The following is a 25,414-nucleotide window of genomic DNA, read 5'->3' as shown; positions in this document are numbered from 1 at the left end:
TCGTCCAGCGGATGGGCGGTGAGAGAGTGGTCGCATGTGCGGTCGATACGTCTCCACCCGGCGCCCGCAGGACTTGGCGCAGCTGTTCCACGTCGCCGAGTGGCCCCCCGAGGAGGTGCTCGCACCGAACTGGAACGTCGCCCCGACCGACGACGTCTGGGCCGTCCTGGAGCGCACCCCACACACCGATGGCGGTGCCCCAGCACCCCGCAGGGAGCTGCGGCCGCTGCGCTGGGGCCTGGTGCCGTCCTGGGCGAAGGAGCCGAAGATCGGCGCGCGGATGATCAACGCCCGGGTGGAGACCGTCCACGAGAAGCCGGCCTTCCGCCGCGCGTTCGTCAAACGCCGCTGCCTGCTTCCGGCGGACGGCTTCTACGAGTGGCAGCCCGGCAAGGACCCGGCCACCGGCAAGGTGCGCAAGCAGCCGTACTTCATCCACCCCGAGGACGACCAGATGATGGCGCTCGCCGGCCTGTACGAGTACTGGCGCGACCCGGCCGTCACCCAGGACGACGACCCGGCCGCCTGGCTGACGACCTGCACCATCATCACCACCGAGGCCACCGACGCAGCCGGCCGCGTGCATCCGCGTATGCCCCTCGCGCTCACCGAGGATCACTACGAGGCCTGGCTCGACCCCGCGCACCAAGACCCCGACGAACTGCGCGCTCTCCTCGGCCAGCCCGCCGGCGGACATCTGGATGCGCGCCCTGTCTCCATGGCCGTCAACAACGTCCGCAACAACGGCCCTCAACTCCTCGACGCGATCAGCCTGTAGCCGCAGCCGAGCCGTACCGTGCCGACGTGAGCCGTGTCTTGGCCGGCCGATTCCTGGGCCCGTGTGCGTCACTCACCCTCGCGCTGCCCGTCTCTTCGGGGCTCGGGAAGCGGAGGCCCGGGGACGTTCCTTGACTGGCGGCGGTACACCGGCCTCGTCGGTCGGAGTCGCTCACCGCGCCGTGGCGGTGAGCGTGGGATCCCCACCGCCGCTCCACCGTCAGGGGCGTCTCAGGTGCGGGGTTCCAGCACCTCCAGGGCGCCCGTCTGGGTGTCGTAGCTGCGCAGGGTGGTGAGCCGAACCGAGAGCGGCGGCGTCGGCAGCAGCTCAGGGACCCGCCGGTCGGCGAAGGCACCGGCCCGTCGGGTCCGGCCGAGGGTGATGTGCGGGCTCCAGCGACCAGGTTGGTGGAAGGGGTTGAGGGTCTCGGGCGGGCTGTCCGAGGCGACCGCCTCCCACACCTGGCGGTGCAAGCCGGCCAGCGCGGAGTCGAGTTCCAGCGCCCAGGCCAGCACCGAGGTGGGCCGCTCGAAACGGACCACACCGGTGCACCGGACCGGCAGCGGCAGGGCGGCTGCCGCCTCGGCGAGCTCCCAGCGGATCGGGGCGGTCAGCTCCGGGCAGGCGGCCAGGGTGAGGTGCGGGCTGTTGGTCGGTGAGCGGTGGCGCGCCTGACTGGGCAGCCCCGCGTCCGCGAGGCGCCGCCAGGCCTCCCGGACCGCTAGCTCCGCCGCCTCGTCCAAGAGGAGTTCGACCGTGCGCACCGCCGCAGCCTATCGGCGATCGGCTGCGCCTCCGTCGTTGGCCGGGCCGTCAGGCCGCGGGCGCCGGGGATCGATGCGGTGGCTGCCCGAACGGCGTCCAGTTCGGCACCGGCTCCGGCTGCTCCGGCGCCCTGCTCGCCGAACTCGTCGGCCCCACCGGCACCGTGACCAGCCTCGGCATCGACGCCTGCCTCGTGAAGTGGGCGAACCTCATCCACCACGAGCGCGGCCTAGACAACATCCGCAGCCACGTCACCGACGGCACCGCCGGCTTCGTGCCTTGTGTCGCCGTCCGCCCCGATGCGAGCGCTGCCAGGGCGGCGCAGGGCGCTGTTCAGGCGGTCCGCCTGCGGTCCGTGGCCTGGATCGGGAGTGTTCGGCCCGGGCTCACGTGCTCGGTGCGGGCGGTCTCCAGGAGGAGGCGCCAGGAGGTCACCGTCGGGCGGCGCCGCAGAAGGCTGCGGCGCTCACGCTCGGTCATGCCGCCCCAGACGCCGTGTTCGATACGGTTGTCGAGCGCGTGAGCGAGGCATTCGGTTCGGACCGGGCAGCCGTCGCACAGGGCCTTCGCCCGATTCTGGGCCGCGCCCTCGACGAACAGCTCCTCAGGGTCCGCAGTGCGGCACTTCGCCCATGTCTGCCACTCCCGATCGCCCGATGCCATGGCCGGCTGCCCCTCCCGTGCGGGTTTCCCCCGCCTGCGGGGGCTTGGTGCAGACCGTATGCCCATGACACGGAGATGATGATCCCCTCCGCAGTTCCAACCCTTACGAGGGACGCCACCGTTGACAGCGACGGCCACTGGTGCTGTGATCGCGGTCGCAGCGCCGCCTTGTCGCCCACCTGCGGAACAGCCCGCGGACGCTGATCCGGATCGGCCGCGAGGCGTTGAGGAAACGGCGCCCACAGCCCTGACGCGGTGGGCTGTCAGTCGCTCTCGGGGCCGGACGGGGCGGCCCACTCGACGAACTGGACGATCACGCCGTTGGGGTCGGTGACCTGGAAGAGGCGTTCGCCCCAGGGTTCCTCGCGCAGCGGCATGGTGATCTCGACGCCCTCGGCGCGCAGCCGCTTCTCGATGTTCTCGATGTCGGTGCTGGTGAAGGCGAGGATCAGTCCGGAAGCGTGCTGGTCACGCTGTTCGGCCGGCAGCACCTCGGTGCCACGTGCGAGCAGGACGATGTCCACCGCAGCGTCGTCGCGGGCCAGGGAGGCGAATCCATCGGCGGCGGCTTGCTCGACGTAACCGAGGTGGGTGGTGAAGAACCGCTGGGACGCAGCGACATCTTCGACGGTGAGCGAGATGGTGGACGCGGTGATCTGCAAGACGGTTCTCCTCATGGAAATGCGAAGCCTGTCGCCGCCGGCAGGCGAGGCGGTCGACGTGATCGTCGGTGGGCGTGCGGCTCTGCGGGCGAGAGGGCGGGTGCTCCAGGTCGCCGACCGCCGCCCACGGGGCAATGGGATCCGGCGGCTGGAGCAGCGCGGCCGCCCCCAGCCAGGTGACGCCCGCAAATGTCCTCGACATGTGTGTTGAGGAAATGCCCCTCACAGCGTCACCGGGTACGCGCTCGAGGATAAGGGAGCCGGCCCGGGAGCGACCACCGATCACACGGACGACCTTCCCGGCAGTAGCACACTCGATACACGCCTTGTGAGCGACGGTTTCGTGTGCAACACGTCTGCTGCCGGCGGTCATTGGGCGCTTGCGGTGGGACGGACGACGATTTCGTTGACGTCGACCTGCGCAGGCTGGGAGAGGGCGTAGGCAATGGCTTCCGCGATGGCGGAGGCGGGCAGTGAGACAGCGCGGTAGGTCTTCATGGCCTGCCTCGCGGCGGAGTCGGAGATGCTGTCGGCGAGTTCGGACTCGGTCACGCCCGGGGAGACGAGGGTGACGCGAATGTTCCCGGTGGACTCCTGGCGCAGTCCTTCGGAGATCGCGCGGACGGCGAATTTGGTGGCGCAGTAGACGGCAGCGGTGGGAGAGACCTCGTACGCGCCGACGGAGGCGACGTTAACGAAGTGCCCGCCGCCCTGAGCGCGCATCACGGGCAGCGCGGCGGCGATACCGTGCAGGACTCCCCGTACGTTCACGTCGATCATCCGGTCCCACTCATTGGTTTTCAGCGCGTCCAGCGGTGAGAGCGGCATGACTCCGGCGTTGTTGACCATCACGTCCACTCGGCCGTACTGCTCGCGGGCGGCGGACACGAAGGCCCGGACGTCGGCGGCATCGGTGACATCCAGCCGCTGGAACGTCGCGGTGCCGCCTGCGGTGGTGATTTCCCTGGTGAGCGTATCGAGGCGGTCGGTGCGTCGCGCTCCGAGGAGCAGGCGGTGGCCGTCGGCGGCGAGCCGGCGGGCGGTCGCCTCTCCGATGCCGCTGCTCGCTCCGGTGACTGCCACGACCTTGGCTGCGTCTGTCATGTCTGCTTTTCCTCTCGGTAGAGCACGAGGTGCTCGTGGTGGAGCACGCCCTCGCAGATGTCGCCCGTCGCGGTGAACCCGGAGTCGTCGACGTAATCGATGTGGTCGCCGGTCACCGTGTAGTGGCCCGTGTAGGCGCTGCGCCGGTTACCGCGGGCCTCGTCGTACCGGCCGTCCGCCCGCAACTCCTGACGGATGTGACCGTCTGCGGTCACCCACATGCCGACCAGGTCGGCACGGCGCTCCTCCGTGTTCCCTGTCATGACGGGCTCTCCTCGTCCATGGGTGCGGATCTGTCCTGCCCGAACGAGTCTGGACAGAGCGGAGACCGCCGGCCAGGACGTGTGTTGCCTGGGTGCAGGCCACCCAGGCAACACACCGCTCCGCGGCCTAGCCTGAGGAGATGACCGACAGCAACCACCTCGGAGAGTTCCTACGCGCGGGCAGGGCGGCCCTGCGGCCGCAGGACGTCGGCATGGCGAGCTACGGCGTGCGCAGGGTCACCGGTCTGCGCCGTGAAGAGGTCGCGGTCCTGGCCGGGGTGAACGCGGACTACTACACCCGCTTGGAACAGGGGCGCGAACGACACCCCTCGGCCCAAGTGCTCGACGCGCTCGGCCGCGCCCTGCGACTGGGCCCCGATGCCCAGGCACACCTGCACCAGCTGGCCGGGACGGCGCCGAGCAACCAGTTCACCCACACCACGGACCGCGTCGGTCCCGCCCTTCGCCAGTTGATGGACGGCTACCCGGGCGCCCCGGCGTTCGTCATCAACCGGACCTTGGACGTCCTGGCGGGCAACGCCCTGGCCGAGGCCCTGCACTCATCCTTCGAGCGGGCGGACAACCTGGCCCGCATGACCTTCCTCGACCCGGCGGGCCGGCAGTTCTACACCCGGTGGGACTACACGGCGCAGGCCACCGTGGGCCACCTGCGTCAGGCGGCCGGCCCTGACCCGGACAACCCGCGGCTGCGGGAACTCGTCCGCGTCCTCACCGAGCACAGCACGGATTTCGCCCGCTTGTGGAACACCCACACCGTCCGTGGCAAGACCCAGGACGCCAAGTACTTCCTCCACCCGGACGTCGGGCCCCTGACGCTCACCTACCAGGCCTTCGACGTACGCGACGCTCCGGGCCAGCAACTCATCATCTACCAAGCCGAACCCGGCAGCCCCGACGCCCGGGCCCTGGCCCTTCTCGGCTCCCTCCACGCCACCTCGAACCAGGCAGCCATGTAGCCGGAAGCCCACCGGCCGCGCCTGGTCCGCCTGTTGCAGGCGCTCGACGACTTGCGCGGCGTCGTTCAGGCGGGTGGTGGTGGCGTGGGTGATCAGTTCGCCACGGTCGTCGAGCGCCTTGCCTGGGCGGTCACGGTACGGCGGCCGGCGTGTAGGACGGTGCCCTCGGCGGTGAGGGTTCGGCCGTCGGTTCGGGCGGCGCGGAGGTAGCTGCCCTTGAGTTCGAGGGTGGGGTAGCCGGCGCCGACGCGGAGGGTGGTGTGGACGGCGCAGCCCATGGCGGAGTGGAGCAGGGTGGCGGCGATGCCGCGGTGGACGGCGCCGAAGGGTGGGCGAAGTCGGGGCGGTGTCGAGGGAGATGACGACGCGGCCGTGGGCGACCTCGGACCGAACGCCCCACCGAGATCCCCTCCACCGGCCGCCCCGCTCGGCATGCGCTTCGACTTCCCCGCCCGGGGCGTCCGAACGGTCTTCGGCCGGGCGATTGCGCGACGGCAGCGCCACCTGGCCCACCACCGGATCACCCTGAGTCCGGCGCCACCCGCACCCCCGGGAGCGCCCGAGGAGGGAACACCCCGCTCCCTGTGACGGTGGCCGGCCGCCGACTGGCTGAGCCGGGGCGCGTCACGCCCGTCCCGCGGACGTCAGGAGCCGGCTTTCATCGAGGGGTTGTCATTGCCCAGCACCGGGGCACTGCGCACGAGGCGCAGTCCCGTCGTCAGCAGGAGGCCCCCGACGATGTTGCCGAGCACCGCCCAGGCCAGCCACCGAAGCCAGTCGGTGTAACCGTAGGACGTCCTGCCGGTGTGCAGGCCGGCGAACGCGATCAGGGAGTCCAGGACCGAGTGCCACAACCCGAGCCCGGCCAGGACGAACGCGGTGGTGATCGATGCGGTGATCTTTCCGGCCATGGACTCGGTGCCGTGATGCATACGGGTCATGAGCGTGATGACGCCGCCGCCCAGCACGGCCAGGCAGAAGGTGCCCAGCGTGTAGCCCCCGTCGACGAAATGCGCGCCCGAAGCGGCCGCGGTGCGGTGCAGGTCCGGGTAGGCCTGCATGACCAGCCAGGTGAACACCCATCCACCGATCAGGTTCATCACCAGGACCGTCACCCACATCCGTACCAGGTCGAGCCAGGAGGCGGCACCGGCGATGACGGTGGCGACGGGCACCAGGAAGCCTTCCGTGAACAGCTCGCTGTGACCGAGCAGCAAAGCGATCAGCCCCACGGAGAAGGCCAGCCCGGCCAGCAGTTCACTGCCGGTCACCTGCCGCACGAACAGCAGCGTCATGACACCGACACCCACATCGATACCGCCCAGCAGCGAGGTGGCCACCAATGACGTCCAGGTGCGGTGCAACCGTGGCCGGCCCTCGTCCACGATCCGTTGCGCCGCTTCGGCTACCCGCCGCTCCCCAGGCCCCTGCATGATCGGGTCATCCGGCTGCATCACGGTTCCTCCGGTCTCACGTCACCACGGGAACACGTCGCCGGTGTCATGAGACCGGAGCGTCCCGGAGTGATCTTCCGTGAGACCGTCCCCGGATGCCGTCACCCACGCCGTCCGACCCGGCCGCACTTCGGACCCGATCGCTGCGCCCACCCGTGGGCCGAGACGCGGTGCCGACAGCGGAACGGTGGGACGGCGGCGGACCCGCGGCCACGTCCGCCGCCCGCCTTCCCCCCGCAGCGACGCAGCGACACAGCGACGTACCGGTCGCGCAGCTGGAGCTGTCAGGAGTCGGACGGGCTCGCGGGCGCGGTGTGGGGCGGCGTTGCTGTCGAGCGGGGCGGGCAGGCGGAACCGGCCGTCGAGAGCCGGGCCGTTCCGGCATCGCTCACCGCGTTGGCCGAAACAGCGGAGACGTCGGACCCGTGGTGCGTACTCTGTGGAGGTGATCGGACCAGAGCGTTTGACTGTCTTCCTGACCATTGTAACCGTGCTGATCGCCGTGCCGGGGCCGAGTGTCCTTTTCGTGGTGAGCCGAGGGGTGGCACTGGGCCGAAAGGCCGCTGTGTCAACGGCGGTGGGGAACGAGGCCGGGCTGCTCATTCAGGTGGTGCTGGTGGCGTTCGGGCTGGGGGAAGTACTTGCCCGCTCCCTGCTGATCTTCTCGGTCCTGAAGTTCACCGGCGCGCTCTATCTCGTCTATCTCGGTGTCCAGGCCTGGCGGCGACGCAAGCTGCTGATGGTGGAGGATCAGAACGTGTCGGCGTCGGCGCGTCCGGGACAGATCTTCCGGGAAGGCTTCATCGTCGGGGTCAGCAATCCCAAGGGACTGCTGATCTTCGGCGCGGTACTGCCGCAGTTCGTCGACGCGTCGGCGGGAAACGCACAGGTGCAGTTGTTGCTGCTCGGCCTGATCTGCGTCCTGATCGCGTTGATCTCGGACGCGGCATGGGGCCTCCTCGCTGGAACGGCCCGCAACTGGCTTGCCGGTTCACCGCGTCGGTTGTCCTGGATCGGTGGGGCGTCGGGCATCGCGATGGTCGGCCTGGGGGTCCGGCTCGCGTTCAGCGGCCGGGAATGAATCGGGGACGCGGGCCGGCGCGGTCGTCCGGGTCAGCCGGCCCGTTCGGCCCGGGTGAGACCTAACTCGTACGCGACCGCGACCGCGCTGGCCCGGTTCCGCAGGCCGAGCTTCATGAGCACGTTCTGTACGTGTGTCTTGACCGTGCTCTCGCTGACCACCAGTTCTCCGGCGATCTCCGCGTTCTTCAGCCCGCGCGCCAGGAGTTTGAGGACCTGCCGCTCGCGGAGTGTGAGCAGGTCGAGCGCCGTATGGTGGACGGACGGTCTGCGGGACGGTGCGCGGTCGGGCTCCCCCTGCTCGGGTACGCCGATGCGGTAACCCCCGGAGACAAGTCTTATGGCGGACACCAGGAATGCCGGCTCCTCCCACGCCAGCACCAGACCCCCGGCACCGAGTTTCTCCGCTTCCGCGTGGATGGGATTGTTCGCGTCATTACTCAGCAGCAGCATGCGCGAGACACCGGCACCGGCATAGTGGGCGGCCCGGTGCATCAGGTGCACCACGTCGATGGACCGGCAGGCGGTGTTGATCACGAGCACGTCCAACGACGAGTCGAGAGTGGCTTCGAGCGCCGTCGCGCTGTCCCGGGCGCTGCCGATGAGCGTGAGGTCGGGGTAGGCCCGCAGAACATCGACGAGCCCGGCGTGCACGAGGCTGGAGTCGTCGATCAGGAAGATGCGCAGGGGCGCCCGCTTCTCGCCACCGTCCAGGCCGTCCGATGTTGGATTCCGGTCGGTTCGAGCGTCACGCACGAGGCCCTCCTGTGCCGCGAGCCGCAGCCTTGGACCGAATCGAACAAAGCGTCATCCTCTCCCACACCCCCAGTCCGGAGTGCGCGTTTTTTCGCCATATCCGATTGGCAAGTGCATGAAGGCGGGAATTGGCTACTTCGACCTAGTCCGTTCGACGCGATGTCCTGCCGCGATCCGTCCGATCTGCCGAAGACGCCGCCCGGCGCTCGCGCCTAGGGTCACCCGACATGACACAGAGCGTGGTGATCCTGGGTGGTGGAACGGCTGGGTGGATGACCGCCTCCTACCTACGGGCGGCCTTCGCGGACAGCGTCGACGTCACCGTGGTGGAGTCCCGGCGGATCGGTACCATCGGGGTCGGGGAGGCGACCTTCAGCACGGTCCGCCACTTCTTCGACTACCTCGGTCTCAGCGAGGCCGACTGGATGCCGGAATGCAACGCCACATACAAACTGGCGGTACGGCTGGAGAACTGGCGCGCACCTGGCACGTACTTCTACCATCCGTTCGAACGGATGCGGGTCGTCGACGGGGTGCCCCTCACCGACTGGTGGCAGAAGGTCGGCGAGACGGACCACTTCGACCGGGACTGCTTCCTCATACCCTGGCTCTGCGACGCGAAGGCATCCCCCAGGTACCTGGACCACCGGCTGTTCGAGCAGGATTTCGACGAGGACCCCCACCGTCCCCTCTACCGGACCACGCTCGCCGAGCAGAACACCCAGTTCCCCTACGCGTACCACTTCGACGCCTCCCTCCTCGCCGACTTCCTGAGCCGCTACGCCGTCGAGCGCGGTGTCCGCCGGATCATCGACGACGTCGTGGACGTACGGCTCGACGAGCAGGGCTGGATCGACCACCTCGTCACCCGGGAGCACGGCGACCTGACCGCCGACCTCTACGTCGACTGCTCCGGATTCCGCAGCAGGCTGCTCGGCGACGCCCTGGAGGAACCGTTCATCTCCTTCCAGGACTCCCTCCCCAACGACCGCGCGGTGGCCCTGCGGGTCCCCGTCGACACGGCCGTACAGGGCATCAGGCCGTGCACCACGGCCACCGCCCAGGAGGCGGGATGGATCTGGACCATCCCGCTGCTCGACAGGATCGGCACCGGATACGTCTACGCGGCCGACTACTGCGAACCCGAGGACGCGGAGCGCCTCCTGCGTGACTTCGTCGGACCGGCGGCGGCGGACCTGGAAGCCAACCACATCCGCATGCGGATCGGCCGCTCCCAGCGGGCCTGGGTCAACAACTGCGTGGGTATCGGGCTGTCCGCCGGGTTCGTCGAACCGCTCCAGTCGACCGGGATCTTCCTCATCCAGCACGCGATCGAACAGCTCGTCAGGTACTTCCCCGGCACGAACCGCGACCGGGTGCTGCGCGACACCTACAACCTCAGCACGGCCAGGGCGGTCGAGGGCGTCCGTGAGTTCCTGATTTTGCACTACCGGGGTGCCGCCCGCGTGGACAACGACTACTGGCGCGACGCGAAGAAGCGCCCACTGCCCGACGACATGGCGGTGCGCCTGGAACAGTGGACGAGCAGACTCCCCGACAACAACACCACCTACCCCTACTACCACGCCTTCGAGCCCTACAGCTACGTCTGCATGGCCCTCGGGCTCGGCGGCCTGCCGCTGCGTCACCCGCCCGCGCTCGACCTGGTCGACACCCGCGCGGCACGGCACGAGCTGACCCGGGTACGGCAACAGGCGCGCAAGCTCGTGGAGACGCTGCCCAGCCAGGTGGAGTACCTCTCTGGGCTGCGCTGATGATGGTCGCCGCCCAGTCCCTGGCGGCGCTGTCCGTGGCGCCGGCCGTGGCCCGGCCGGCCCGCCGGACGGCGACGCCCGTACGCCGGCCACCGCTCACCGGGGACATCGCGCACGGCCCGGTCCCGATGGCGTCGGTGATCACGGTCGTCACCGGCCCGCTGCCGGTGCTCGCGATCGGGTGCCCCGCCGCCGGAGCACCGCCACGGCCCGCGTCCCAGGAGCCGTTCCATGACGGGGTCTGACACGGCCACTCAGGACACGACTGCGGGTGAGGAGGGCTTCAGGGCCCTGATGTCCCTGTTCCCCACCGGCGTTGCGGTGATCGGGGCCCTCGACAGGGCCGGCCGGCCCTGGGGCATGACCTGCTCGTCGCTGTGCAGCGTCTCCCTCAGTCCGCCCACACTGCTGGTGTGCGTGCGCAGCGGCAGTCCCACGCTGGACGCACTGGAGAGCACCGGGGCGTTCAGCGTCAACCTGCTGCATCACTCCGCCCGGGACGTCGCGGAACTGTTCGCCTCCGGCGACCCGGACCGCTTCCGGCGGACGGCCTGGCATCTGCCCGGCACGGCGGCCGGCCCCCATCTGCGGGACGCCGCGCACGCCGTGGGCGACTGCCGGGTGGACAGCGTGCGGCAGGTCGGGGACCACACCGTGGTCTTCGGCCGTGTGACGCGGGTGAGCGTCGGCACCGGACCGGCCCGGGCCCCGCTGCTGTACGGGTTGCGGCGGTACGCCGCATGGCCGTCGGCCAGTAGCGTGGCGGAGCCCGGCCGGTCCCGGCCGGCCCCAGCCGGCGAGGAGTGAGATGTCGCAGCCCGTGGAGCCCACCCGTGTCCTGTCGCCCGAGGAGGTGCTCCGCAGATCCGGAGTGCCGTTCACGGTCCTCGACCACGTCCCCATCGTGGGACGTCAGGACGCCGAGACCAAACTCGGCCTCGCCACCGAGCAGTTATTGAAGACCATGGTCTTCAGGACCGCCGACGGCGGCTTCGTGCTCGCCGCCCTGCCCGTCACCGGCCGCGTCCACTACGGCCGGCTGGCCCGGGCGGCGGGCGTGTCCCGCTCCAAGCTCCGGCAGGCCGAGCCCGGGGAGCTGAGCCTGCTGGGCATGGAACCGGGCGGCGCGAGCCCGGTGTGCGACGTGGCGGACGCCGTGATCGTCTTTGACGTGTCGGTGACGCGCATGGACATCGTGTACTGCGGCAGCGGACGTGCCGACCGGACCGTACGGATGGAGGCCGGGCGCCTGATCGAGGTGGTGAATCCGAGGATCGAGGAACTCTCCTCGTGAACCGGGAAGGCGGTGTGTGCCGGGACAGCCGGGCCACACCGCCTTCCGTGTGTCCGGGTCAGCCGTCCTGGTCCCGCCGGCCGTCGAACCGCTCCGCGGCGAACGGCTCGGCGCCCGCCGGACAGCGCCCGGCCATCAGGTACTCCGCCAGCAGTCTGGCCGTCCCGGGCGCCAACGGCATACCGTCGATACCGAAGCCGGTGAGCAGCCACAGGCCCGGAGCGCCGGGCGCCGGGCCGACGACGGGCAGACCGTCGGGGGACATCGGGCGCACACCCGACCACGCCGCGCGCACCGGTGTCTTGGCCAGCACCGGGGCGTGCCGGACCGCCGCCGCCGCGATCATCGGGACCGCCTCCGCACCGTCCCGTATGTCGTCGAGCTGTAGCGCCGGGCCGCTGCTGGAGCCGAGCACGACCTCCCCGCTCGGCAACGGCTGCAACGAGAAGACGACCTGGGCGCCCCCCGCCGGCGCGGGAGCGGCGACGTCGGCCAGCAACGGCGGTCCGTTGCGCTTCAGTCCGACCGGGCCGTGCCAGGTGGACTGCATGAGTGTGTGGCGGAACACCGCACCCGTGACCGGCGCGGTGCGCAGCAGCCAGCCACGTGCTCCGAAGACCGGCACATCGGTGCCGGCCTGCTGGGCCAGGCTGCGCGACCACGGTCCGGCCGCGAGGACCACCGCGCCCGCCGCCAGCGGGCCACCGTCGGTGACCACACCGGTGACCCGCTCGCCGTCCGTCAAGAGCCCCCGGACCGGCGTGTGCGTGCGGATCTCGGCGCCCGCACGGGCGGCCCGGACAGCCAGGGCCGCGGCCGCCAGTACCGGGTGGAGGGCGTGCGCTCCCTCGACCACCACCGCGCCCGCCAGGTCGGGGGCGAGCCCGGGCTCCAGTTCCCGCAGTTCACGGGAGCCGATCCCATGGGCCGGGAACCCGCCTTCGGACAGCGCCTCGCCGTGGCCTCGCGCCCGGTCCATGCCGTCTTCGTCCGCCGCGACCAGCAGATAGCCGTGCGGACGGAACCGGAAGGGCACCTCGCTCTCCCGGTCGGCCTGTGCGTAGTAGGCGACCGCCTCGGCGAACAGGCCACCGCAGGCGGGCAACGGGCTCGGCAGCAGACCGCCCTGATTGCGGCCGGTCGCCCCGCCGGCCAGGGCGCCGCGCTCCAGGAGGAGCACGCTCAGCCCCCGCTCGGCCAGCCGCTCGGCGGCAGCACAGCCCGCTATACCACCGCCGACCACGATCACGTCATGCGCCATGGCATCCGCTTCCTTCCATCGAGTGCTCGACCGTGCGGGTGGAGGGAGAGGGGAAGGTGCATTCGGGGGAGGAATGCCGTACGACGTCGCGGGCGATGTTCCCGAGGAGCTCCGGGACGGCAGGCTCGATCTCCTCGACCCGGGGCGCCCGCAGTGCCTCCGGCTTCTCGGCCCGGCTGGAGGCGGACGCCGGGTACAGCCCGTTGGCCGCGAGGTCCTCCCGCACTGCGCGTAGCCGGCGCAGGAGTTGTGCGGCGACCTCCTCGGGGGCGCACGGTCCTCGAAGGGTGAGGAAGTAGGTGTCGAACAGAGCCGCCCGGACGTCGCGTGGCAGGGGACGGCAGTTGCCCGTCGCCGACTGGAGCAGCGAGGGGGCGTTCGGCACCAACTTCGCGCCGATGCCCTCGTGCACCCTCTCGTTGAGCGCGCACTCCTCGCTGAGCGCGTCGGACCGGCCGTCCCAGGCAGCGGGGAGCCGGCCCCGCAACAGTGCCCGCACGGGCCCGTAGTCGCGGGCCCAGGCCCCGCTGAAGGCGGGATGGTGCAGCGCCATGCTCGGTCTGATGATCCGGAGGTAGACGTCCCGCGTGCAGGAGGCCGTGTACAGCAGCATGGCGGAGTAGCCGCGTACCAGGCGCGCCATGGCGGCCGCGTCGTCCGGCGGCGCGGCGACGCCTGCCTCGGCGGCCCGCCGTCCCAGCTCCTGCCAGAGCATGAAGGTGACTTGGTGGCCGGTGATCCACCGGAACCAGAACAGCTGCTCCGCGGAGTCGGCGGCAACCGGGGCGTTCGCGGACTCGGCACCCGGGTCCGGTCCCTGGCCGAGAAGCTCCGCGTACCGTCGCGTCAGCTGACCGTCGGCGTTGCAGTGCACCGGGTCGGGAGGCAGCATCAGGGGTTCGAGCCCGTAGGCTCGGCCACCGTACTCGGGGACGAAGGCTTCCAGCAGGCCGGTGGTCGAGTTGGCGTCCAGCGCGCTCACCGGCCCTCGGCCTCCGCCGGTATGTGGGTGAACTCGTACTCCAGCCCGTTGACGTCGTAGGCGTAGAAGCTGCTCACCCCGTCGTCGTCCACGACGATGTCCGTGGGAGGCTCCGGGCGGGCGAAGACGTAGCCGCCCGAGGCGAACAGCTGTTGCCAGCGGTCCCGCCACTGCTTCAGTTCCGAGACGGACGCGGCGGTCATGCACACGTGCTGGAACTGGAGCGTGTCCGGGTGCGGCGGAGCGTAGGCGGCCGAACGGGTGAACACGTGGAACCGGATACCCGCGGCCGTCACCTCGGTCAGCCGGGTGATGCCGGGCAGCCGGTCGCGGGTCAGGTCGGAGAAGGTGTCGAGGGTCCAGGCGGCGGTGCCGCCGAAGAAATCGGTGTACCACGCGACGCAGTTGTCGAGGTCGGCCGTCTCGACCGCCAGATGGTGCAGTGCGGCCCGTGGGGGGTGGCCGGGCGGTTTCGTTTCGTCCGCGGGGAGAGACACGGATGTGGATCCTTTCGAGGGGTTCATCGAGCGATCGCGTACGCCTGCTCGCCGCGCGGCGAAGCAGCGGCGAGCAGCAGCCCGTCGCCGGGTTCGACGCCCACGGCGCACACCTTTCCCAGCGACCAGTCCGGAACGGACACGAGAACGTGCCCGCGGCGGGTCAGGCCCGAGGCGGCCTCGTCCGATCGACGGCTCTCGATCCGTACGGCGAGCGGCCGGTGCGTGCGCGGGGTGAACGAGGACGGGACATGCTCGGAGTGGAAGGCGAGGGTCTCGACGGCGCGTTGCAGATCGAGCCCGAAGTCGACGTGCGCCAGGAAGAAGCCCAGCGTCCACTGGTCCTGCTGGTCGCCGCCCGGGGTACCGAACGCCAGCCGGGCCCGGCCCTCCTGGGTGACGAGAGTGGGGCTCAGCGTGGTGCGGGGTCTCTTCCCCGGCGCCAGGGAGTTGGGGTGTCCCTCCTCCAGCCAGGCCATCTGGCCCCGCGTGCCCAGCGGGAAGCCGAGACCGGGAATCACGGGGGAACTCTTCAGCCAGCCGCCGCTGGGGGTGGCGGCCACCATGTTGCCGTGCCGGTCGGTGACCGTCAGACAGCAGGTGTCGCCGCGTGCCTCGGTCGCCGCCACGACAGGGGGTACCACCGTGGGCAGCCCGTCGTACAACTGCCCCTGCCAGTGGGGGCCGACGGGTGGATCCGCCCGGTCCGGCGGCAGGATGCGCGGCGGCCGGCCCGCGGGGGCGCCGGGGCGCAGGGTGTCGGAGGCCAGGTCGCCGACGAGCCGGCGACGGTCGTCGGTGTAGTCGTCGGCCAGGAGCGCGGCCAGGGGCACGTCGGTGAAGTCCGGGTCGCCGTACCAGGCTTCCCGGTCCGCGTAGGCCAGCTTGGCGCACTCGATCACGGTGTGCAGATGGTCGGCGCTGTCCAGGCCCATGGCCGCGAGGTCGAACCCCTCCAGCAGGGCGAGCTGCTGGAGGAAGACCGGGCCCTGCGACCACGGGCCCGGCTTGTGCACCTCCCAACCTCGGTAGTCGCGGCTCACCGCGGCCTCCGTGCGCGGCTGCCAGCGGGCCATGTCGTCCCCGGTGAGCAGCCCCCGGTGACGCCGTCCGGTCGCGTCCAGTACGTCGGTGCTACGCAGATGGGCATCGATGGCCTCGGCGACGAAGCCACCGTAGAACGCCTGGTGGGCAGCGCGTATCTGCTGCTCACGGCCGGGCCCGGCGGCTTCGGCCTCCTTGAGGATGCGCCGGTAGGTCTCGGCCAGGGCCACGTTGCGCAGCCGGGAACGTGGTCGGGGCGGTGCGCCGTCCACCAGGTAGGTGCGGCCGGACTCCGCCCACTCGCCACGGAACAGCTCCGCCAGGACCGCGATGGCCTCGGCGGCCTTCGGCAGCACCGGATAGCCGTGCGCCGCGTAGCCGATGGCGTGGTGGAGCACCTGGCCGAGGCGCATCGTGCCGTGCTCTTCCAGCACCTTCAGCCAGGCCCCGAACGCTCCGGGGACGGTGGCCGGGAGCACCCCCGAGCCGGGTATCCGGGACAGGCCGAGCGCCCGGAACGCCGCTGGCGTGGCCGCCTGCGGCATCGGGCCCTGTCCGCAGATCACCCGGGCGCGGCCCGAGGCGGCTTCGAAGAAGAGAATCGGCACATCGCCGCCCGGCCCGTTCAAATGAGGTTCGACCACCTGGAGGACGAAGCCGGCGGCGACGGCGGCGTCGAAGGCGTTCCCGCCGGCCTCCAGCGTGGCCATACCTGCCGCCGATGCCAGCCAGTGGGTCGAGGACACCGCGCCGAAGGTGCCCCGCAACTCGGGACGCGTCGTCACCACCGCAGCCCCCTCAGACCGACGAGGCGGGCGACGGGAGGACGCTCAGGCTCTCCGCGATCTGCTCGTCCGTGACCGACGGGTTCTCCATCGTGCCGGCCAGGAAGGAATCGAAGGCAGCCAGGTCGAAATTGCCGTGCCCGGAGATGTTGAACAGGACGACCCGCTCCTGTCCGGCCTCGCGAGCGGCCAGTGCTTCCACGATCGCCGCCTTCAACCCGTGCGCCGACTCGGGAGCTATGACGAAGCCCTCGCTCCGCGCGAAGCTCACCGCCGCTTCGAAGACGTCCGTCTGCGGGAACGCCCGGGCCTCCAGCAGACCGTGCTCCTTGAGCAGGCACAGGCTGGGCGCGTCACCGTGGTAACGCAGCCCGCCGGCGTGGATGGAGCCGGGGATGAAGTCGTGCCCGAGGGTGTGCATGTACAACGGCGGGGTCAGGCCCGCGGTGTCCGGGTAATCGTAGGCCAGCTTGCCCCGGGTGAGGGTGGGGCAGGCATCGGGTTCGGCGGCGACGAACCGGGTCCGCGGGCGCTCGCCGCTGAGCCGGTCCCGCATGAACGGGTAGGCGAGCCCGGCGTAGTTGGAGCCGCCGCCGACGCACCCGATCACGACGTCGGGGTACTCCCCCATGATCTCCATCTGCTTCTTCGCCTCCAGACCGATCACGGTCTGGTGCAGCAGCACGTTGTTCATGATGGAGCCCAGCGCGAACTTGGTGTCGTCCCGGCTCAGCGCGTCGGCCACGGCCTCACTGATGGCGATGCCGATACTGCCGGGCGAGTCCGGGTCCTTCGCCAGGATCTGGCGCCCGGCTTCGGTCCGCTGCGTGGGCGAGGAGTAGACCTCGGCGCCCCAGCTCCGCATCAGCGACTTGCGGTAGGGCTTCTGCTCGAAGGACGCCCGGACCATGTAGACGTTCACTTCCAGCCCGAACAGCGCACCGGCGAACGACAGCGCGGAGCCCCACTGGCCCGCCCCGGTCTCCGTCGTCAGCCGGCGGACCCCCTCCTCGGCGGCGTAGTACGCCTGGACGACGGCGGTGTTCGGTTTGTGCGAGCCCGATGGGGACACGCCCTCGAACTTGAAGTAGATGTGCGCCGGAGTGTCGAGCGCGCGTTCCAGACGCTCGGCCCGGACCAGCGGGGAGGGCCGCCAGATCTTGTACACGTCCCGCACCCGGTCCGGGATCTCCACCCAGCGCTCCTGCGTGAATTCGTGTTCGATGACTTTCTGCGGAAGCAGATCGGCCAGATCACCCGGCTGAAGCGGAGCCATGGTCAGTGGGTTGAGCGGACCGGGGAGCGGGGCGGGCAGATCGGGAAGGATGTTGTACCAATGGTCGGGCAGATCGGTCTCGGAAAGCAGAACTCGCTTCACCATCGGGGCTTCCCTTCGAGTGCCAGGACATTCTTGCCACGGAATCCTAGGAGGGAGAAAGTCGGACAGCGTCGCCTTTTCTGCTTGTTCGGCCGGACGATGGTCAGCAGATAGGACTAGGCCGAAATACGCAGGACGGGCAGCCGGGTGAACGTGCAGACTGGGGCGGCGAACGACGCGGGAGCCCGAGGTGGAGGAACACCGTGACCGCAACCGACGCGGACGTCATCCGCGACCTGGAGAAGCTCCGTTTCGACACCCTCGTGGAACGCGACCTCCAGGCCTTCACCGATCTCGCTCATCCCGATCTCGCCTACACCCACTCGAGCGGGACCCTGGATACGCTCGATTCGTTCGTCGCGAAATGCGAGAGTGCTTATTACGCGTACCACCGCATCGATCACCTCATTGAGCAGGTGACGGTGGCCGGTGACACCGCCGTGGTGATCGGCGAAATGAGCGTCGACATGACCGCCGGCGGAATACGAAGGAAATTGGCCAACCGCTCGCTCGGAGTGTGGACCCGGGCCGACGGCACATGGCGGCTCCTCGCCCACCAGACCACCGCGAAGCGGTAGGACCGGTCCGCGTGGGCATCCGGCCGGGGCACGGCCCGCTGCGGAGCAACTGCTCCTACAGCGCCGCTCCGAGAGCGGTGAAGCCTCGTCAGACAGTCTTGACGACGGTGCCGGCGCCCTCCAGCGCGGTCACCTCGTCGGCGGGAGCCGTGGTGTCGGTGACGAGGGCGTGCAGGAGTGTGGCGGGGCCGACGTGGGCGTAGGCGGTGTGGCCGAGCTTGCTGCCGTCGGCTGCGACGATGACGCGGCGCGCGGAGGCGATGCCGGCCTTCTTCACGGCCGCGTCATCAAGGTCGTAGGCGGTCAGCCCCTCGGCTGCGCTCAGGGCACAGCAGCCCATGACGGCAGTGTCGAAGCGCAGTGCCGCCAGGGAAGCGAGGGTGAGGGGGCCGGTGAGGGCTCCCTCCGCGGCCCGAGGCTGCCCACCGGGCACCATCAGCCTCGCCCGCCCCGGGCCCTGGCCGAGTACGTGGACGGCCTGCAAGGACAGGGGCATCACGGTGACCGGTCGCCGGCGCAGCAGGTGGGCGATTTCCAGGCAGGTGGTGCCGCTGTCGAGGAGGACGGTCTCCCCGTCGGCGATGAGCGAGGACACTTCGGCGGCGATGCGGCGCTTGGCGTCTACGGCCTCGTGCGCACGCAGCGCGAAGGGCGGCTCGTCGCCCCGGAGCAGCAGGGTGCGCGCCCCGCCACGGACCCGCTCGAGGACGCCTTGCGCGGCCAGCGCGTCGAGATCGCGCCGGATGGTCATCTCGGAGGCGCCGGTCAGTCGGACGAGGTCTTGGACCGTGACCCTTCCCGACTCCCTGACAGCCTGCGCGATCATCCCGTGTCGGTCCGCGTTGTTCATACCGCGATGGAACACCCTTCGAAACGAACATGCAATATGTGCGAAGCGACAGTATTCAATCACATTCCATGTTCGTTACGGTGACGACCATGAGCAATGCGCTTCGACATGCCCGAGTGGCGACCTTTGTCTACTTCATCCTTTGCGGCACGGCGATGGGCACCTGGGTGGTGCACATCCCCGCCGTCGAGGAGCGCGTCGGCGTCAGCCACGCGACGCTCGGGGGTCTCCTCGTGCTGCTGGGCGTGGGGGCGTTCATCGGCATGCAGGCGGCCGGGCGTCTGACGGACCGGCTCGGAGCGCGCGTCGTCGTCCCCGCCACCGGCGTGCTGTGCAGTGCGACCCTCGCGCTGCCCGGCCTGTCCCGGGACCCGTGGACCCTGGCAGGTGGCCTGCTGGCCTTCGGGTTCTGCAACGGCTGCCTGGACGTGAGCATGAATGCCCACGCCGTACACGTGGAGAAGGCGTACGGCCGCCCCGTCATGTCGGCCTTCCACGCCACGTTCTCGGTCGGCGGTGTCCTCGCCTCGCTCGTCGGAGCGGCCACGGCGAGCGCCGGCCTGGGCCCGGCCGCAGGCATGGCCGCCATGGGAGGTATTGGCATCGTGGTCGCCCTGGTGTCGGCGGGCGCCCTGCTGCCGGCCGCACCCACCGCTGCCGGGCCGGACCCGGTCGAGGTGGCCGAGCAGGCTCAGGCCGCCGACCGCCGCGGCACCAGCGGACGCATCCGGCTCCTCGCCACCCTGGCTCTGCTGGTCATGCTGTGCGAGGGAGCCGCCAACGACTGGAGCACGCTGCACCTGAAGGACATCGTCGGTGCACCCGCGAGCACGGCCGCTTTCGCGTACGGCACCTTCGCGGCGGCCATGACGATCGGCCGGCTGCTCACCGACCGCCTCGTCGCCCGGTTCGGATCCATGACGATCCTGCGCTACGGCGCGGCCACGGCCGCTGCCGGCATCACCGTCGTGACCGTCTCCGTGTGGATATGGGCGGCGTTCGCAGGCTGGGCGCTGTTCGGTCTCGGGCTGTCCGGCTGTGTCCCGCAGCTGTTCAGTGCGGCCGGGCACGCCGACCCCTCGGCTGCCGGGGCCAACGTCTCCCGCGTCGCCGGGCTCGGCTACGTCGGCATGCTCGCCGGTCCCGCGGTCATCGGCTGGCTGACCCACCTCGTCGCCCTGAACCACGCCTTCGTACTGCTGACCCTGCTGTGTGCGATCACCGCAGTGGCCGCCGGGACCCTGCGCACCGAATCCGACCGCGAGCGCGAGATGGCGGCAAGCGGCCGCTGAACACCCCTCAGGATCCTGCCGGGGCCGCCCTACCGCGACGGCGGTCCCGGCACGCCGACGCCGACACGATCGAGGAACTGCGCCTCACCGGCATCGACGGCTGGTCACGCGTCGACGACCGGATGGTCGCCTACGCCCACTCCCTGCGCGACGTCGCCGAGTGCGCCTTGCCGTCCAACATCCGACGGGCAGCCCGTCCCGATGAGGTGCGCCGAGGACATCGCCGCATACCTGGGCCACGGGATCCGCACGGCCCGTGCCGCCCTCACGGCCGTCCGCTCCTGGAGAAGGAACGTCAGGCGACCGCCGGCCGTCCGGCCTCCCCGTTCTCATGATGGATCGGCGTCTTCACCCCGGTCAGCGGGGCCCCCGTCCCGCCCCGTCGCGCGGCGACGATCTCCGCCGTGATGGACAGGGCGGTCTCCTCCGGTGTGCGGGCGCCGAGGTCGAGACCGATCGGTGAGTGGAGCCGCGACAGTTCCCGTTCGGTGAGGCCTTCAGACATCAGACGCCGGTTGCGGTCCTCGTGGGTGCGGCGCGAGCCCATCGCCCCGACGAACGCGACCGGCATCCGCAGGGCCACCTTCAGCAACGGTACGTCGAACTTCGCGTCGTGGGTGAGCACGCACAGGACCGTACGGGCATCGGTGGTGGTGCGTCGCAGATAGCGGTGCGGCCAGTCGACGACGACCTCGTCGGCGTCCGGGAACCGGTCCGGCGTGGCGAAGACGGGCCGGGCGTCGCAGACGGTGACGCGGTAGCCGAGGAACCGGCCGGCCCGGGCGAGCGCCGCCGCGAAGTCCACCGCACCGAAGACGATCATGCGCGGGGGCGGCACGTTCGACTCGACCAGCAGTGTCAGACCGCCAGGGCAGTGCCAACCTCCCCCGGACTCCGTCCGGGGGGACCCCACTCCCGCTCCGCTCGCCGACAGGTCCACCGTGCCGGTACGGCCCGCCTCCAGCAGGGCGCGGGCTTCGGCCGCCGCCACCCGGTCCAGCTCCGGGTGGCCGCCGAGAGCGCCCTCGGACGTGCCGTCGGAGCGGACCAGCAGGGCCCGGCCGAGGAGTTCGGCGGGGCCCCGGGCGACCCGGGCGAGGGCCGCCGGTTCGCCCAGCGCGGCGGCCGACAGCGCCGACCGCAGGACGGTGCGCACGCGGGCGTCCCCGGTCACCGGTGTGACCAGCACGTCGATCGTCCCGCCGCAGGTCAGGCCGACGGCGAAGGCGTCGTCGTCGCTGTAGCCGAACCGTTCGAGCACGCTCCTGCCGGTCCGCAGCGCCTCGCGGCACAGGTCGTAGACCGCGCCCTCCACGCAGCCGCCGGAGACCGAGCCGATGACCGTGCCCTCGCTGTCGACGGCGAGGGCCGCGCCGGGAGCGCGCGGCGCGCTGCCGGCGACCGCCACCACGGTGGCGACGGCGAACTCCCGGCCCTCCTCGGTCCAGCGGCGCAGTTCCCCGGCCAGATCAAGCATCCGGGGCTCCCGCGGCGGCCGACAGGACGCGGTCGGGCCGGATGGGCAGGTCGCGGTGGCGTACGCCGGTCGCGTGCCACACCGCGTTGGCGATCGCCGCCGCGGCGCCGACGATGCCGACCTCTCCGATGCCCTTGATGCCGACCGGGTCGTCCGGGTCCGTGTCCTCGAGCCAGTCCGCCTCGATACGGGGCACGTCGGCGTGGGTGGCGACGTGATAGCCCGCGAGGTCGGCGCCGACATGGCCGCCCGAGGCGCGGTCCCGGACGGCCTCCTCGTGCAGGGCCATGGAGATGCCCCAGATCATGCCGCCCAGCAGTTGATTGCGAGCGGTGAGCGGGTTGACGATCCGGCCCGCCGTGAAGATGCCGAGCATGCGCCGCACCCGCACCTCGCCGGTGCCGGCGTCCACGGCGACCTCCGCGAACTGCGCGCCGTAGGAGTGGCGTTCGGCGGGCGGCAGCGCCGCGATGGCCGCGGTGGTGTCGGAGCGTACGGTGATGCCCTCCGGCGGGATGTCGGCGCCGAGCGCCAGTCGTTCGCGCAGGTCACCGGCCGCGGCCTGGACGGCCCAGGACCAGGATCGGGTGCCCATGGAGCCGCCGGCGATCATGGCGGGGCCGAAGGCGCTGTCCCCGATGCGCACCCGGATGCGCTCCGGCGGCACCTGGAGCGCGTCCGCGGCGACCAGAGTGAGCGCGGTACGGGCGCCGGTGCCGATGTCGGCCGCGGAGATCCGCACGGTGAAGGTGCCGTCCGGGTGGGCGGTCGCGGCGGCGGTGGACGGCGCGGCGCCCGCCGGGAACGAGGCCGCGGCCGTACCGGTACCGAGCAGCCAGCGGCCGTCCCGGCGCACCCCGGGACGCGGGTCCCGGTCCGCCCAGCCGAACCGGCGGGCGCCCTCCCGCAGGCAGGCGGCCAGATGACGGCCGGCGAACGGCAGGCCCGACACCGGGCCCTTGTCCGGCTCGTTGCGCAGACGCAGTTCGACCGGGTCGAGCCCGCACTTCTCGGCGAGTTCGTCGAGCGCCGCCTCCAGCGCGAACGAGCCGGGTGCCTCGCCCGGGGCACGCATGAATGTCGGGGTCGGTACGTCGAGCCGTACGAGACGGTTGGCGGTGTGGTGGGCGTCGGCGTCGTACATCACCCGCGCCACCCCGGCGCTCGGTTCGATGAACTCGTGCACCGTGGAGGTGGCGCTGACGGCTCGGTGGTCCAGGGCGCGCAGGCGTCCGGCGGTGTCGGCGCCGAGCCGGACGCGCTGGGTGGTGGGGCTGCGGTAGCCGGCCAGCGAGAACATCTGGCGCCGGGTCAGCACCACCCGTACCGGCCGGTGCAGGACGGTCGCGGCCATCACGGCGGAGACCTGGTGGGCGCGGACCCCCTTGCTGCCGAAGCCGCCGCCGACGTGTTCGGAGCGCACGCGCACGGAGGCCGGGTCGAGGGTGAAGAGGTTCGCGAGTTCCCCGGCGACCCAGGTGACGCCCTGGTTGGAGTCGATCACCTCGAGCTGGCCGCCGTCCCAGCGGGCGGTCGCCGCGTGGGGCTCCATGGGGTTGTGGTGCTCTTCGGGGGTGGTGTACTCGGCGTCCACGACGACGGGCGAGGAGGCGAGCGCGGCGTCGAGGTCCCCCTTCTCCGTCACCGCCGGCATATGGCCGTCCAGTGGGTACGCGTCCGGCCGCTCGCCGGTGAACTCGACGTCGTGCGGCTCCTGTTCGTAGTGCACGACGAGCGCCTCGGCGGCCTCCCGCGCCTGCTCGGACGTCTCGGCGACGACCAGCGCAACCGGCCAGCCCCGGTGCGGCACCCGGTCGTGCTGGAAGACCGCGCAGGTCGGGTCGGGGCGCATGCCCATCAGACCGGTGTAGTCGGTCTCCAGGCGCAGGGCGTTGCGGTGGTCCAGCACGGTGATGACGCCCGGCATGGCCAGGACGGGCTCGGTGTCGAGGGCGCGTACGCGGCCCCGCGCGACCGTGGACAGCACCAGCCAGCCGTGGGCGAGGTCGGCGAAGGGCACCTCGCCCGCGTAGCGGGCCGCTCCGGTGACCTTGTCCCTGCCCTCGACACGGGTGTGGCCGGTGCCGACGGAGGGCGCCTGCGCGGGTGTTCCGGTGGTGACGGCGGTCATCGTGCGCTCTCCTCGGCGAGTTCGGTCAGGACGGCCACCACCAGATTGCGGACGAGGTCCACCTTGTAGCCGTTGTGCGGCAGCGGCCGTGCCGCCGCCAGCTCGGCGTCCGCCGCGGCGGCGTAGGTCTCGGCGGTGGCCGGTGCGCCGATCAGGACCCGCTCGGCCGCGGCGGCCCGCCACGGACGGGAGGCCACGGCGCCGAGGGCCAGGCGCGCGTCCCGGACGACGCCGTCACGGACGTCGAGCGCGGCGGCGAGGGAGCCGACGGCGAAGGCGAAGGAGGCGCGCTCGCGGACCTTGCGGTAGCGGGAGCGGGCGGCGACCGGGGCGGGCGGCAGTGTCACGCCGGTTATCAGCGCGCCCGGCGGCAGAGCGGTCTCCCGGTGCGGGGTGTCCCCGACGGGCAGGTAGAAGTCGGCGAGCGGCACCTGCCCGGGCCCGTCCGCCGTCTCGAACCGGACGACGGCGTCGAAGGCGGTCAGGGCCACGGCCATGTCCGAGGGATGTACGGCCACACAGTGGTCGGAAGCGCCCAGGATCGCGTGGTTGCGGTGCTCACCCTCGATGGCGGGGCAACCGCTGCCGGGAATCCGCTTGTTGCAGGGCTGGGTGACGTCGGTGAAGTAGCCGCACCGGGTGCGCTGGAGCAGGTTCCCGCCGACCGTGGCCATGTTGCGCAGCTGGCCGGACGCACCGGCCAGCACCGCCTGGGCGAGCGCCGGGTAACGGCGCCGGACCTCGGGGTGGGCGGCCAGATCACCGTTGGTGACGGTGGCGCCGATGCGCAGACCGCCCTCCGACGTGGTCTCGATCTCGTCCAGCGGGAGTTCGCGGACGTCGACGAGCCGCGCGGGCCGCTCGACGCCGGTCTTCATCAGGTCGACCAGGTTGGTGCCGCCACCGAGATAGCGGGCGTCCGGATCGGCGCCGAGCAGGGCGACGGCGCCGGTGACGTCGTGCGCCCGCTGGTAGTCGAACTCCCTCATGCCACAGCCTCCTCGGCACCCGTCACGGGGTGCGCGCGTTCCTCGTCCGGCCGGGCCCCGGCCGCCCGGGCCACCGCGTCGACGATCGCGACGTAAGCGGCGCAACGGCACAGGTTTCCGCTCATCCGCTCGCGGATCTCCTCGGCGGTCAGGGGCGGGGGCCCCGCTTCGGGACGGACGTCCTCGGTGACGGCGCTCGGCCAGCCCGCCGCGTGCTCCTCGATCATCCCGATCGCCGAACAGATCTGGCCCGGTGTGCAGTAGCCGCACTGGAAACCGTCCAGGTCGAGGAAGGCCTGCTGCACGGGGTGCAGCCGCTCACCGTCGGCCACGCCCTCGATGGTGGTGATCTCCCGGCCCTCGGCCGCCACGGCCAGTTGCAGGCAGGCGACGGACCGGCGTCCGTCCAGCAGGACCGTGCAGGCCCCGCACTGCCCCTGGTCGCAGCCCTTCTTGGTGCCGGTGAGATCGAGACGCTCGCGCAGGGCGTCGAGCAGGGTGGTGCGGTGATCGACGGGCAGTGTGTACTTCTCGCCGTTGATCCTCAAGGTGATGGCACTGGACGTCGATGAGGCCATG

At 71.2% G+C, this 25,414-nt stretch carries 26 protein-coding genes and 2 pseudogenes; 10 read left to right on the top strand and 18 right to left on the bottom strand.

Annotation, left to right across the window (positions count from 1 at the left end; all coding sequences use genetic code 11):
• The first annotated feature begins 34 nt into the window (after positions 1-34).
• Positions 35-778, top strand: coding sequence for an SOS response-associated peptidase (locus AB0F03_RS30885; RefSeq protein WP_361997834.1), 744 nt, complete (start codon positions 35-37; stop codon positions 776-778).
• A 230-nt stretch (positions 779-1,008) separates the two neighbouring features.
• On the opposite strand, the gene AB0F03_RS30880 is transcribed toward AB0F03_RS30885, so the two are convergent.
• Complete coding sequence (locus AB0F03_RS30880; RefSeq protein ID WP_361997831.1) at positions 1,009-1,542, bottom strand: 2'-5' RNA ligase family protein; 534 nt, start codon at positions 1,540-1,542, stop codon at positions 1,009-1,011.
• Here AB0F03_RS30880 and AB0F03_RS30875 point away from each other — a divergent pair.
• Positions 1,434-1,808: pseudogene (locus tag AB0F03_RS30875) on the top strand (hypothetical protein); the annotation flags it as partial. The gene AB0F03_RS30880 and the pseudogene AB0F03_RS30875 overlap by 109 nt on opposite strands.
• A gap of 125 nt (positions 1,809-1,933) precedes the next feature.
• Here AB0F03_RS30875 and AB0F03_RS30870 read toward each other — a convergent pair.
• From AB0F03_RS30870 to AB0F03_RS30855, 4 genes and pseudogenes are all read right to left on the bottom strand, one after another.
• Positions 1,934-2,206: pseudogene (locus AB0F03_RS30870) on the bottom strand (WhiB family transcriptional regulator); the annotation flags it as partial.
• Positions 2,207-2,469: 263 nt separating this feature from the next.
• On the bottom strand, positions 2,470-2,868 hold the full coding sequence (locus tag AB0F03_RS30865) for a VOC family protein (protein WP_361997828.1): 399 nt from the start codon (positions 2,866-2,868) through the stop codon (positions 2,470-2,472).
• Between the two features lie 369 nt (positions 2,869-3,237).
• The gene (locus AB0F03_RS30860; protein ID WP_361997825.1) at positions 3,238-3,972 is read right to left on the bottom strand and encodes an SDR family oxidoreductase; all 735 of its coding nucleotides are present in this window, start codon (positions 3,970-3,972) and stop codon (positions 3,238-3,240) included.
• Positions 3,969-4,235: an Atu4866 domain-containing protein gene (locus AB0F03_RS30855; protein WP_361997822.1), complete on the bottom strand. Its 267-nt coding sequence runs from the start codon at positions 4,233-4,235 to the stop codon at positions 3,969-3,971. The genes AB0F03_RS30860 and AB0F03_RS30855 overlap by 4 nt, the downstream gene beginning before the upstream one ends.
• A 140-nt stretch (positions 4,236-4,375) precedes the next feature.
• On the opposite strand from AB0F03_RS30855, the gene AB0F03_RS30850 reads away from it, so the two are divergent.
• Positions 4,376-5,212 carry a helix-turn-helix transcriptional regulator gene (locus AB0F03_RS30850; protein ID WP_361997819.1) on the top strand — a complete coding sequence of 279 codons (837 nt, stop codon included), beginning with the start codon at positions 4,376-4,378 and terminating at the stop codon, positions 5,210-5,212.
• A 92-nt stretch (positions 5,213-5,304) separates the two neighbouring features.
• On the opposite strand, the gene AB0F03_RS30845 is transcribed toward AB0F03_RS30850, so the two are convergent.
• Both AB0F03_RS30845 and AB0F03_RS30840 read right to left on the bottom strand, forming a co-directional pair.
• Positions 5,305-5,490, bottom strand: a complete 186-nt coding sequence (locus AB0F03_RS30845) for a hotdog domain-containing protein (RefSeq protein WP_361997817.1) — start codon at positions 5,488-5,490, stop codon at positions 5,305-5,307.
• A gap of 366 nt (positions 5,491-5,856) precedes the next feature.
• Positions 5,857-6,666, bottom strand: coding sequence for a formate/nitrite transporter family protein (locus tag AB0F03_RS30840; RefSeq protein WP_361997814.1), 810 nt, complete (start codon positions 6,664-6,666; stop codon positions 5,857-5,859).
• 481 nt (positions 6,667-7,147) lie between these two features.
• Between AB0F03_RS30840 and AB0F03_RS30835 the strand changes: the two genes are divergently transcribed.
• On the top strand, positions 7,148-7,747 hold the full coding sequence (locus AB0F03_RS30835; RefSeq protein WP_361997916.1) for a LysE family translocator: 600 nt from the start codon (positions 7,148-7,150) through the stop codon (positions 7,745-7,747).
• Between the two features lie 32 nt (positions 7,748-7,779).
• Here the strand turns inward: AB0F03_RS30835 and AB0F03_RS30830 are convergent, their stop codons facing one another.
• Positions 7,780-8,502 (bottom strand): response regulator transcription factor, encoded by a 723-nt coding sequence (locus tag AB0F03_RS30830; protein WP_361997811.1) that lies wholly within the window; start codon positions 8,500-8,502, stop codon positions 7,780-7,782.
• 227 nt (positions 8,503-8,729) lie between these two features.
• Here AB0F03_RS30830 and AB0F03_RS30825 point away from each other — a divergent pair, with 227 nt between their 5' ends.
• Genes AB0F03_RS30825 through AB0F03_RS30810 form a run of 4 tightly spaced genes read left to right on the top strand, consistent with a single transcriptional unit; the run spans position 8,730 to position 11,571 of the window.
• Positions 8,730-10,277 (top strand): tryptophan halogenase family protein, encoded by a 1,548-nt coding sequence (locus tag AB0F03_RS30825; protein ID WP_361997810.1) that lies wholly within the window; start codon positions 8,730-8,732, stop codon positions 10,275-10,277.
• The gene (locus AB0F03_RS30820) at positions 10,277-10,522 is read left to right on the top strand and encodes a hypothetical protein (RefSeq protein ID WP_361997807.1); all 246 of its coding nucleotides are present in this window, start codon (positions 10,277-10,279) and stop codon (positions 10,520-10,522) included. Before AB0F03_RS30825 ends, AB0F03_RS30820 begins: the two co-directional genes overlap by 1 nt.
• A complete protein-coding gene (locus tag AB0F03_RS30815; protein ID WP_361997804.1) occupies positions 10,509-11,084 on the top strand; it encodes a flavin reductase family protein in 576 nt (191 codons plus the stop codon). Before AB0F03_RS30820 ends, AB0F03_RS30815 begins: the two co-directional genes overlap by 14 nt.
• 1 nt (position 11,085) lies before the next feature.
• Positions 11,086-11,571 carry a YbaK/EbsC family protein gene (locus AB0F03_RS30810; protein ID WP_361997802.1) on the top strand — a complete coding sequence of 162 codons (486 nt, stop codon included), beginning with the start codon at positions 11,086-11,088 and terminating at the stop codon, positions 11,569-11,571.
• A 58-nt stretch (positions 11,572-11,629) separates the two neighbouring features.
• Here AB0F03_RS30810 and AB0F03_RS30805 read toward each other — a convergent pair whose 3' ends face one another.
• Genes AB0F03_RS30805 through AB0F03_RS30785 form a run of 5 tightly spaced genes read right to left on the bottom strand, consistent with a single transcriptional unit; the run spans position 11,630 to position 17,521 of the window.
• Positions 11,630-12,832: an FAD-dependent oxidoreductase gene (locus AB0F03_RS30805; RefSeq protein ID WP_361997799.1), complete on the bottom strand. Its 1,203-nt coding sequence runs from the start codon at positions 12,830-12,832 to the stop codon at positions 11,630-11,632.
• The gene (locus AB0F03_RS30800; RefSeq protein WP_361997797.1) at positions 12,822-13,814 is read right to left on the bottom strand and encodes an L-tyrosine 3-hydroxylase; all 993 of its coding nucleotides are present in this window, start codon (positions 13,812-13,814) and stop codon (positions 12,822-12,824) included. Before AB0F03_RS30800 ends, AB0F03_RS30805 begins: the two co-directional genes overlap by 11 nt.
• Positions 13,811-14,311 (bottom strand): VOC family protein, encoded by a 501-nt coding sequence (locus tag AB0F03_RS30795; protein ID WP_361997796.1) that lies wholly within the window; start codon positions 14,309-14,311, stop codon positions 13,811-13,813. The genes AB0F03_RS30800 and AB0F03_RS30795 overlap by 4 nt, the downstream gene beginning before the upstream one ends.
• A gap of 23 nt (positions 14,312-14,334) precedes the next feature.
• Positions 14,335-16,140: a gamma-glutamyltransferase family protein gene (locus AB0F03_RS30790; RefSeq protein WP_361997793.1), complete on the bottom strand. Its 1,806-nt coding sequence runs from the start codon at positions 16,138-16,140 to the stop codon at positions 14,335-14,337.
• Positions 16,141-16,153: 13 nt separating this feature from the next.
• Positions 16,154-17,521: a TrpB-like pyridoxal phosphate-dependent enzyme gene (locus tag AB0F03_RS30785; protein ID WP_361997790.1), complete on the bottom strand. Its 1,368-nt coding sequence runs from the start codon at positions 17,519-17,521 to the stop codon at positions 16,154-16,156.
• Between the two features lie 200 nt (positions 17,522-17,721).
• On the opposite strand from AB0F03_RS30785, the gene AB0F03_RS30780 reads away from it, so the two are divergent.
• The gene (locus AB0F03_RS30780; RefSeq protein ID WP_361997787.1) at positions 17,722-18,096 is read left to right on the top strand and encodes a nuclear transport factor 2 family protein; all 375 of its coding nucleotides are present in this window, start codon (positions 17,722-17,724) and stop codon (positions 18,094-18,096) included.
• Between the two features lie 88 nt (positions 18,097-18,184).
• Here AB0F03_RS30780 and AB0F03_RS30775 read toward each other — a convergent pair whose 3' ends face one another.
• A complete protein-coding gene (locus AB0F03_RS30775) occupies positions 18,185-18,946 on the bottom strand; it encodes a DeoR/GlpR family DNA-binding transcription regulator (RefSeq protein ID WP_361997784.1) in 762 nt (253 codons plus the stop codon).
• Between the two features lie 89 nt (positions 18,947-19,035).
• Here AB0F03_RS30775 and AB0F03_RS30770 point away from each other — a divergent pair, with 89 nt between their 5' ends.
• Complete coding sequence (locus AB0F03_RS30770) at positions 19,036-20,238, top strand: MFS transporter (protein ID WP_361997782.1); 1,203 nt, start codon at positions 19,036-19,038, stop codon at positions 20,236-20,238.
• A gap of 295 nt (positions 20,239-20,533) precedes the next feature.
• Here AB0F03_RS30770 and AB0F03_RS30765 read toward each other — a convergent pair whose 3' ends face one another.
• Genes AB0F03_RS30765 through AB0F03_RS30750 form a run of 4 tightly spaced genes read right to left on the bottom strand, consistent with a single transcriptional unit; the run spans position 20,534 to position 25,413 of the window.
• The gene (locus AB0F03_RS30765) at positions 20,534-21,715 is read right to left on the bottom strand and encodes an XdhC/CoxI family protein (RefSeq protein WP_361997779.1); all 1,182 of its coding nucleotides are present in this window, start codon (positions 21,713-21,715) and stop codon (positions 20,534-20,536) included.
• Complete coding sequence (locus tag AB0F03_RS30760) at positions 21,708-23,846, bottom strand: xanthine dehydrogenase family protein molybdopterin-binding subunit (RefSeq protein WP_361997776.1); 2,139 nt, start codon at positions 23,844-23,846, stop codon at positions 21,708-21,710. The genes AB0F03_RS30765 and AB0F03_RS30760 overlap by 8 nt, the downstream gene beginning before the upstream one ends.
• Positions 23,843-24,835, bottom strand: a complete 993-nt coding sequence (locus tag AB0F03_RS30755; protein WP_361997773.1) for a xanthine dehydrogenase family protein subunit M — start codon at positions 24,833-24,835, stop codon at positions 23,843-23,845. The genes AB0F03_RS30760 and AB0F03_RS30755 overlap by 4 nt, the downstream gene beginning before the upstream one ends.
• Entirely contained in the window at positions 24,832-25,413 is a 582-nt protein-coding gene (locus AB0F03_RS30750; protein WP_361997771.1) for a 2Fe-2S iron-sulfur cluster-binding protein, read from the bottom strand. The genes AB0F03_RS30755 and AB0F03_RS30750 overlap by 4 nt, the downstream gene beginning before the upstream one ends.
• Between the last annotated feature and the right edge of the window lies 1 nt (position 25,414).

The sequence above is a fragment of the Streptomyces sp. NPDC028722 genome (assembly GCF_040637655.1).
GTDB lineage: Bacteria > Actinomycetota > Actinomycetes > Streptomycetales > Streptomycetaceae > Streptomyces.
The sequence above is the reverse complement of the archived record's forward strand: the minus strand, read 5'-3'. Positions and strand labels throughout refer to the sequence as shown.

Bases quoted from the DNA above. Each gene is read 5' to 3' on its own strand.
- AB0F03_RS30885 (WP_361997834.1), top strand. From the start codon at position 35: ATGTGCGGTCGATACGTCTCCACCCGGCGCCCGCAGGACTTGGCGCAG.
- AB0F03_RS30860 (WP_361997825.1), bottom strand. From the start codon at position 3,972: ATGACAGACGCAGCCAAGGTCGTGGCAGTCACCGGAGCGAGCAGCGGC.
- AB0F03_RS30855 (WP_361997822.1), bottom strand. From the start codon at position 4,235: ATGACAGGGAACACGGAGGAGCGCCGTGCCGACCTGGTCGGCATGTGG.
- AB0F03_RS30850 (WP_361997819.1), top strand. From the start codon at position 4,376: ATGACCGACAGCAACCACCTCGGAGAGTTCCTACGCGCGGGCAGGGCG.
- AB0F03_RS30845 (WP_361997817.1), bottom strand. From the start codon at position 5,490: ATGGGCTGCGCCGTCCACACCACCCTCCGCGTCGGCGCCGGCTACCCC.
- AB0F03_RS30840 (WP_361997814.1), bottom strand. From the start codon at position 6,666: ATGCAGCCGGATGACCCGATCATGCAGGGGCCTGGGGAGCGGCGGGTA.
- AB0F03_RS30825 (WP_361997810.1), top strand. From the start codon at position 8,730: ATGACACAGAGCGTGGTGATCCTGGGTGGTGGAACGGCTGGGTGGATG.
- AB0F03_RS30820 (WP_361997807.1), top strand. From the start codon at position 10,277: ATGATGGTCGCCGCCCAGTCCCTGGCGGCGCTGTCCGTGGCGCCGGCC.
- AB0F03_RS30815 (WP_361997804.1), top strand. From the start codon at position 10,509: ATGACGGGGTCTGACACGGCCACTCAGGACACGACTGCGGGTGAGGAG.
- AB0F03_RS30810 (WP_361997802.1), top strand. From the start codon at position 11,086: ATGTCGCAGCCCGTGGAGCCCACCCGTGTCCTGTCGCCCGAGGAGGTG.
- AB0F03_RS30805 (WP_361997799.1), bottom strand. From the start codon at position 12,832: ATGGCGCATGACGTGATCGTGGTCGGCGGTGGTATAGCGGGCTGTGCT.
- AB0F03_RS30785 (WP_361997790.1), bottom strand. From the start codon at position 17,521: ATGGTGAAGCGAGTTCTGCTTTCCGAGACCGATCTGCCCGACCATTGG.
- AB0F03_RS30775 (WP_361997784.1), bottom strand. From the start codon at position 18,946: ATGAACAACGCGGACCGACACGGGATGATCGCGCAGGCTGTCAGGGAG.
- AB0F03_RS30770 (WP_361997782.1), top strand. From the start codon at position 19,036: ATGAGCAATGCGCTTCGACATGCCCGAGTGGCGACCTTTGTCTACTTC.
- AB0F03_RS30765 (WP_361997779.1), bottom strand. From the start codon at position 21,715: ATGCTTGATCTGGCCGGGGAACTGCGCCGCTGGACCGAGGAGGGCCGG.
- AB0F03_RS30760 (WP_361997776.1), bottom strand. From the start codon at position 23,846: ATGACCGCCGTCACCACCGGAACACCCGCGCAGGCGCCCTCCGTCGGC.
- AB0F03_RS30755 (WP_361997773.1), bottom strand. From the start codon at position 24,835: ATGAGGGAGTTCGACTACCAGCGGGCGCACGACGTCACCGGCGCCGTC.
- AB0F03_RS30750 (WP_361997771.1), bottom strand. From the start codon at position 25,413: ATGGCCTCATCGACGTCCAGTGCCATCACCTTGAGGATCAACGGCGAG.